Annotated in this window: 2 protein-coding genes; both read right to left on the bottom strand. The window is 67.5% G+C overall.

Annotated elements, in window-relative coordinates:
- Window positions 1-70 precede the first annotated feature (70 nt).
- Window positions 71-787 carry a PhzF family phenazine biosynthesis protein gene (locus tag MJ785_RS20990; RefSeq protein ID WP_239382520.1) on the bottom strand — a complete coding sequence of 239 codons (717 nt, stop codon included), beginning with the start codon at window positions 785-787 and terminating at the stop codon, window positions 71-73.
- Window positions 788-904: 117 nt separating this feature from the next.
- On the bottom strand, window positions 905-2,048 hold a 1,144-nt coding region (locus tag MJ785_RS20985; protein WP_239382518.1), incomplete at its 5' end, for a hypothetical protein.

Genomic DNA, 2,048 nt, shown 5'->3' with positions numbered 1-2,048 from the left:
CCTAAAACGGGCAATTCGGCAGTCTGCCGGGCTTATCCGCTGTGGTACGAGTCGTTCGCCGCTGGTCAGATCAGATGATGCGGGGGTCGTCTTCAGTGACGTGTCCGCCGATGGCGGCGTAGCCGGGGGGTCCGGGTTCGGCGTGAATGATCGAACCTTGGCCGTGCCAGATGGTGAGGCGGCGTCCGAGTGCGGCGGCCAGGCGCATGGAGGCTGAGCCGGTGGCTTCGTCCTCGACGATGCCGAGTCGGGCTGCGAAGGTACGGGCTCGAATGGTGCCCGCGGTTTCGTTCTGCCACGCCCAGACCTGGGTCATCTCCTGGGCAGGATTGATCGGCCCGGTGAGGGCGTCGACCTGCTCGGCGTTGGTGAGACGTTCCTGCCACCACGGCGGGGTGATCGCGAGTGGGGCGCGGACCCACACGCCGTCCGGATCGGTCCAGGTTGCGGCTTCCCCTCCAGGCATCCGGAGAACGTCGGGGTGGGTTCCAGCGAGGCGGGCGATCATCCAAGCGGCACCGACGGCGGGATGTCCCGCGAACGGAAGTTCCCGACGCGGGGTGTAGATCGTGATGAGGGCTTTGTCGGGGTCGTCGATGAACACGGTTTCGCTGTAGCCGAGAGCGGCGGCGATGGCCTGCCGGCGGTCACAGTCGGGGACGGCGACCGGGGCGTTCTCGATGATGCCGAGGGGGTTACCGTACCTACCGGCATGATCGGTGAATACCCGGAGGACTCGTACCGTGACCACGTACCGCGCCTCCTTGCCGGCCGGATGCCTGCCCACACGATGCCTGCCCACACGATGCCTGCTGTGAGCGGTTCCTGTCTGCTGGATGCGCGGTTCGGCTGCGGTTGGTAAGCGCTCAGCCCAGGGGCTGCGGTGACGGCGAACGGGCCAGGGTCAGAAGGCTGCGATCTCGTGACGGAGATCAGCGGCGGTGCCGGCGTTGTGGTAACGCTGGGCGTTGAGCATGGAGACGATACGGTCGAGGCGGCGGCGGTGCCAGGACACGCGGTTCTCCCGCGGGATAGTCAGTACCGGTTGCAGGGCGTCAACGACTCCGTCGATATTGCCGAGGAGAAGCCGGGCGGTCGCCAGGTAGATGTGAGCGAGGATCTCGTCGGTGAGGAAACGTTCCTCGGCCGGCCCGTTCTGGAACAGGTCGATGGCGGTGGTCGCGGCGTCTTCCGCAGCTGCCGCGTCAGCGCGGTCAGTGAACCAGATGAGGCTACTTGCGCCGTAGTAGTGGGTTTTCGCTTGGGTGAACGTGAACAGACCGGTGTCGATGTCACCGGGGATGCCCGGGCTGTCGATGGCCTTGACCGCGGTGGTGAGTGCGGCGCGGGTACCGGCGCTGTCCCCGAAGTGGGCCAGGCACTGTGCTTCGCCGCTGGCCAGACGCGCGAGCCCCGCGCCGGTGGGGTGTAGCGCCATACCGGCGCGGATGTACTGGTGGGCGTCGGTGTAGCGGGTGGCGAAGCGGGCGATCAGGCTTTGGGTGCCACGGACCCAGATGGCAAGGCCGGTGTGCCCGGCCATGTCAGCGCACATCAGCGCGCTACGGGCGTTGGTCATGGCCGCGCGGGGTTCATCGAGGTCGAGGGCGGCGTAGGCGAGGATGCCCGAAAGCTGGCCGCCGATCAGATAGAGGTCGCGCATCTGGGTGGGACGGCATCCCTGGTCCAGGGCGGCGAATACCTGGGTGCGCATGTGATGAGCCTCGGTCAACATGTCTTCGGGTGGCGTGGCGATCGCCTCGACCGCCAAGCGGGCGACGTCGTCGGCGAGTTGCTCGATCAGGAGGGGGTCCACGGTCGCGCCGCCGATGCGTCGCACGAACGCGGCGGACTCCCGGGCGGTCGCGGTGACCAGCTCGCCAGGGAGCATCTCGATACCGATAGCTGCTGAGAGGCCGAGCGACACCGTGCGGCGGGTGGGCTGTGCGGGTGTATTCGTGGTGGATCCGTCAGATCTGACGGTGGTGGTCGTCCTGCTTTCCTGGTGGGCCTTCTCGTCGTCCAGGCCGAGGCGGGCGCGGGGGATG

The organism is Protofrankia sp. CiT1 (genome assembly GCF_917627335.1).
Classification (GTDB): Bacteria; Actinomycetota; Actinomycetes; order Frankiales; family Frankiaceae; genus Protofrankia.
This window is presented reverse-complemented; position numbering and strand designations above follow the sequence as displayed.